The organism is Lysinibacillus sp. (genome assembly GCF_032093475.1).
Lineage (GTDB): Bacteria > Bacillota > Bacilli > Bacillales_A > Planococcaceae > Lysinibacillus > Lysinibacillus irui.
Genome location: NZ_DAMDAY010000083.1, coordinates 15,507 through 20,913 on the forward strand (window position 1 = coordinate 15,507; position 5,407 = coordinate 20,913).

5 protein-coding genes are annotated in these 5,407 nt (G+C 38.1%); 2 read left to right on the forward strand and 3 right to left on the reverse strand.

Annotation, left to right across the window (positions count from 1 at the left end):
- Nucleotides 1-1,644 (reverse strand): 3-hydroxyacyl-CoA dehydrogenase NAD-binding domain-containing protein (locus tag RT445_RS16265; protein ID WP_483869418.1); only part of this gene is annotated, 1,644 nt, incomplete at its 3' end.
- Nucleotides 1,645-2,039: 395 nt separating this feature from the next.
- On the opposite strand from RT445_RS16265, the gene RT445_RS16270 reads away from it, so the two are divergent.
- Nucleotides 2,040-2,384, forward strand: a complete 345-nt coding sequence (locus RT445_RS16270) for a thioredoxin family protein (RefSeq protein WP_274794288.1) — start codon at nt 2,040-2,042, stop codon at nt 2,382-2,384.
- 57 nt (nt 2,385-2,441) lie between these two features.
- On the forward strand, nt 2,442-2,945 hold the full coding sequence (locus RT445_RS16275; RefSeq protein WP_312505888.1) for a C39 family peptidase: 504 nt from the start codon (nt 2,442-2,444) through the stop codon (nt 2,943-2,945).
- Between the two features lie 55 nt (nt 2,946-3,000).
- Here RT445_RS16275 and RT445_RS16280 read toward each other — a convergent pair whose 3' ends face one another.
- Both RT445_RS16280 and RT445_RS16285 read right to left on the reverse strand, forming a co-directional pair.
- Entirely contained in the window at nt 3,001-3,888 is an 888-nt protein-coding gene (locus RT445_RS16280; protein WP_312505890.1) for a 5'-3' exonuclease, read from the reverse strand.
- A gap of 114 nt (nt 3,889-4,002) precedes the next feature.
- The gene (locus tag RT445_RS16285; protein ID WP_312505891.1) at nt 4,003-4,989 is read right to left on the reverse strand and encodes an agmatinase family protein; all 987 of its coding nucleotides are present in this window, start codon (nt 4,987-4,989) and stop codon (nt 4,003-4,005) included.
- Nucleotides 4,990-5,407: the final 418 nt, after the last annotated feature.

The following is a 5,407-nucleotide window of genomic DNA, read 5'->3' on the forward strand; positions in this document are numbered from 1 at the left end:
ATCTTGGAATGACTTAATGACGAAATCTAGCTCGAAGATATTATCATCCTGTGCTTCTACTAAAATCATTCCTAGATTTGCGCCAACGCAGAAGTTTTTCCCTTGGTTACCGATAACTAGGCCCTTGTAGTTAGCCTCTACTTCATCTATTGCAAAGTTAATCATTTGGATAATATCTAACCCAATTGCATTCGATTGTGAATGGAATTCAAGTAATGCGATACCATCCCCTAAGTCTATTAAACTAGCACCTGTATTTGATTTAATGACACCATGCTTTTTCTTATAACGTTTTAAATTAATCTCTTTTTCATTAACTGGCACTTTCACATATTGTGACCCATTGTAATAAGCTAAATCGCCATCTATTTCAGAATAGAATGTCTCAAAACCATTTGCCAGCATCTCTTTAACAAATGCAGGTACATCACGACCTTCTGACTCCATTTTCGCTACAGAGTCTTTTACGCCAAGAGCATCCCAAATTTCAAATGGTCCTTGTTGCCAGCCGAAGCCCCATTTCATGGCATTGTCAATGGCTACGATATCATCCGCAATTTCACCATGTAGCTGAGCAGAATAAATTAATGTTGGTGCAAAAATCCCCCATAATAGCTCACCTGTACGATCCTTCGCATATGTTAATGCTTTGACTTTATTAGCCAAGCCTCGCGTTTGTTTTGCCATTTCAATAGAAGGAGTTTTCAACTTTTTCACCGGGCTATAAGTTAAAGTTGTTGGATCAATCTCATGTATGTCCTTACCTTGTTTAAAGAAGAACCCTTGACCAGATTTAGCACCTAGCCAGCCATTCGCGACCATTTTCTGTAAAAACTCTGGTACAGCAAACACCTGCTGCTCCTCACCTGTTGTTTGATCGTAAACATTTTTAGCTACATGAATAAATGTATCTAATCCCACAACATCCAGTGTACGGAAAGTGGCAGATTTCGGACGACCAATAAGTGGACCTGTTACAGAGTCTACTTCACCAACAGAATAACCACCTTTTAACATTTCCTGTAAAGTTATAAGTAAACCATACGTTCCGATACGGTTCGCAATAAAGTTTGGAGTATCCTTTGCTAATACAACACCTTTCCCAAGCACATCTTCCCCAAACGTTTTCATGAAGCTAACTACTTCAGGCGCAGTTGTATTAGCAGGAATCACTTCTAATAGTTTTAAATAGCGAGGAGGATTGAAAAAGTGCGTTCCAAGGAAATGCCTTTTAAAGTCGTCTGAGCGTCCCTCTGCCATTGCGTTAATACTAATTCCTGATGTGTTTGAACTGATAATTGTTCCTGGTTTACGAACAGCATCAATTTTTTCATAGAGACTTTGTTTAATTGGTAAATTTTCAACTACAACTTCGATTATCCAATCTACATCTTTTAGTTTCCCTAGATCGTCTTCAAAGTTGCCAACCGTTAGTAGTGATAAATTTTTCTTAGAAGTAAGTGGTGCTGGCTTTTGCTTTAATAACTTTTGCAAAGCTCCGTTTACAATACGATTTCTTACAGCTGGATGCTCTAAAGAAAGACCCTTTGCCTCTTCCTCTTGCGTCAGTTCCTTCGGTGCAATATCTAATAGTAATGTTGGTATACCGATATTGGCTAAATGTGCTGCAATTCCAGAGCCCATCACCCCAGAACCTAGAACAGCTGCTTTTTTAATGTTGTAAGTCACAAGCAATTCCCCCTTATTCTCCCATTGAATGAATAGCCATTCATTTTTTGGCCAAAAAAATATCAAGTGTACCTTAGTGTTTTTTCGTCCTGTTGTTGGATGAAATTCATTCCAGGCAACTAAGCCCGACTAAGGCTTATCTTCGTTCTTAACTCACTTTTTAATGAATGAAGATAAAACTACTTTTCTGTTTTTAGTGTAGATTATTTTGTCTAATTTAGCAATCTTTTTTCAAGAATTATTTTTGCAATATACATCTTTTTCTGTTTTTTACGAGCTAAAAGCAGACAATAAGTAGCAATCAAAACGGCCAAACAGAAAACTTTCAGGTTAAGAGAAAAATGTGTAGAATGGAAAACAAGGAGAGTGAATATATAATGAAAACAATTACTACAGCAGATCAATTTAATGAACTAATCGCGGGTGACCAAAAAGTACTAGTGAAATTTTACGCTGGCTGGTGCCCAGATTGCACACGAATGAACATGTTCATCGATCCAATCATTGAAGAGTACAACCAATATGACTGGTATGAGCTAAACCGTGATGAGCTTCCAGAAATTGCAGACAAATATGATGTAATGGGAATCCCAAGCTTATTAATTTTCCAAAACGGTGAAAAACTTGCACATTTACACAGTGCCAATGCAAAAACACCTCAGCAAGTAACAGAATTTTTATCTGCTCAACAATAAAGAGCAAAGAGCTGCATTTCATTTTTGAAATGCAGCTCTTTTTAAAAGGAGATTGTTATGCACAAACAATTAGTTCTACTCGGTACATCACAATATGATACATCGATTGCACCAAGATTCCGTCAATCTGCCTGTGGACCTACTACTATTCACGTTATATTAAACTTTTTGAACAAATCAGCCCCTTCAATAAATGAACTCTACAAGCTGCTCGGTGGCACAAAAATTGGCTTATTTAAATGGCGACTTATCCACAATCTCCGTCGACTATATCCAACTTGGGATATTCGAAATTGTTCATTAAAAGAAGCTTTACAGGAGATTGACGCCGGTCGTCCCGTTGCTATGCGTTTTGATCGTTACTTTAGCCTTCAATGGCGAGATAAAAAATCGGCCTTTGCCTATCATTGGGTACCGCTAATTGGCTATGACATAAAAAATGGCGACCTATCGTTAATTTTTCATGATAATGGTAGACCTCATCATGAAAGTACTATTCGTCGAGCTTTCTATAAAGATAATGAGAAGGTGTTATCGTTTGTTAAAATTAAACCTCAATAGCGCTTATTTATAAAAAATAAAAAGCAGAGCATATTACTATACTCTGCGTTCATTGTTAAATAAGGGAATACAAGGAGCGTGCGTGCTTGGCGATTAGCGTGTAGCCACTCTCTTCTATTTCTTTAAAAATATGTGGTTCATAGCTTGGTAACGCTAGGCTTGCAAAATCTGCTTCAATTGGTACATCGGTTTGAATAGTTGCAAGCTCATGGGATAATTTTAGCATGTCCAAATTTTCCTGGATTTTTGTGCGTTGGCCTGGCTTTAATTCACCAAGTGATTCTAGAATCTTGTCAATTGAGCCATATGTTTGAATGAGCGTCAATGCTTGCTTCGGACCAATACCCTTGACACCTGGATAGCCATCACTAGTATCGCCCATAAAGGCTTTCACCTGTGCAAACTGCGTTGGCTCTATACGATATTCTTCTTTAAAGCGTGTATGTGTATAAATATCGTACTCTGTGTAGCCCTTTTTCGTAAAGGCAATTTCTGTAGAAGGTCTTAAAAGCTGAAGCAAGTCTTTATCCCCACTAATAACCGTAATATCTGCCTCATCCTGCCATTTAGTAATCATGGAACCAATTAAATCATCTGCTTCCATACCCTTCACACCGAAATTTTGCCAGCCAATTTGCTGCGATAATTTTTTCGCCATATCAAATTGAGGCAGCATTTCCTCTGGTGGGGCTGGGCGATTTGCTTTATAGCCATCAAATAAATCATTGCGGAACGTATGTGCCCCCATATCCCAGCAAACAGCCATATGCGTTGGCTTCATAATTGATTGTGCTGTTAAAACATGACGTACAAATCCTTGGGCCCCATTCGTCGGTGTCCCATCTGCCAAGCGAATAAAATGTCCCATTGCAGCTGAGGCAAAAAATGAACGGAATAACAGTGCCATACCGTCAACAATCAATAGTTTTGGTTTTGTTGTCATATAATTTCCTCTCTATTACAAATACAAAGTTTGTATAAAATAAAATGTTTCCTATTTTACATTATAACAAACTTTCACTAATCAGCATTGTCAATACACGGAAATACTATTACTTTACGGCGTAACCTTCCCTTTTTTTGAAATACGATTACGGTGATCAAGTTGAATGCCTGTTAACCACTGTAAAAATGCTGTTACCCCAATTTTAACGGTTTCCGGACGTAGCATTCCTTCCTTAGGATCAGCATAAACAAAATCAATATGACGAACTCCTTCATTTTCTCCAATCAGCTTGAGAATATCAAATAATTCGTAGGCCGTTAAGCCACATGGTGTTGCTGCAGGAACGTCACGAGCAAACATAATATCTAGAGCATCTAAATCTACTGAAACATAAATACGATCTACTTCATACATCAGCTGACGAAGCATTTCACGAATTGTGAGCTGTATACCATCTCGTCGCATTTGCTTTAACGTAATCATATGAATCCCTTGCTCTCTTGCGTAATGAATCATTTCAGGTGAATTGAAAAAGCCATGCAAACCGACATTATACACATGTTTCCCCTCAACAACTCCTGCTGCCATTAACTGATGAATGGGAGAATCTTGTGCTAAACCAACCTCTTCTTGATTCCTTGCATCTAAGTGTGTATCAATCTGAATAATGCCAATCCGATCTTGCGGAAAAGCATTTTTTATACCTCTTAAGGAACAGGCAGTAACCGCATGATCTCCTCCAATCAAACAAGTAAAGCTTTTTTGAAAAGCAATACTTAAATTTTCCGCTGCTGCTTCGATGGCAGATTCAGAAAGCATACGATCTTGTTCATGAATCGCCACATCTCCTATATCCACGACTGACAGCGCACGTAAATTAACCTGTTCATCTAAATTATATGATTGAAAACTAGGCCACACTTTACGAAATTCAGTTGGATATTGCGCTTTTGTTGATCCTCCACTGGCATACGATAAAAGCGCACCATAAATTACAATATCCACATCATTTGGATTCGGATTAGCTTGCTGCTTTATCCATTGATGCATTGCTGATCCATTTTCTTGCTTCCACTGGCATTCCGGTTGAATAAACATTATTCTCTACCACCCTTCATATTTTCCATCCAAGTTAAATTGACCTACATAAATTTTTACTTTCCGCAAAATGTCCTACCATAAAATTTCTACTATTATAGTACCATTCGTACATTCATTTTCGTCATTGTTTTACTTTTTTCCTCTTTTCTTTTGAAATTTCTCAATTAGACAACAAAAAAGCAAACTAGAAACCGATCTAGTTTGCTTCCAATAACGAAAGGGTGATTTTCATATTGTGAGTTGGCCTTATATCTTTCATTTAAAGTGAGGATCACCATAGTTAGGAGCGCTTTGCCCAGATTTTGGAGCGGTTATCTCCTCTTTTGGAGCGCTTTGCTCTTACTTTCGAGCGGTTACCTCCTCTTTTGGAGCGCTTTGCTCACATTTTCGAGCGGATATCACAACCTTTGGAGCG

Excerpts from the sequence above, each read along its gene's own strand:
- RT445_RS16270 (WP_274794288.1), top strand. The coding sequence starts at position 2,040 with ATGGAAAACAAGGAGAGTGAATATATAATGAAAACAATTACTACAGCA.
- RT445_RS16275 (WP_312505888.1), top strand. The coding sequence starts at position 2,442 with ATGCACAAACAATTAGTTCTACTCGGTACATCACAATATGATACATCG.
- RT445_RS16280 (WP_312505890.1), bottom strand. The coding sequence starts at position 3,888 with ATGACAACAAAACCAAAACTATTGATTGTTGACGGTATGGCACTGTTA.
- RT445_RS16285 (WP_312505891.1), bottom strand. The coding sequence starts at position 4,989 with ATGTTTATTCAACCGGAATGCCAGTGGAAGCAAGAAAATGGATCAGCA.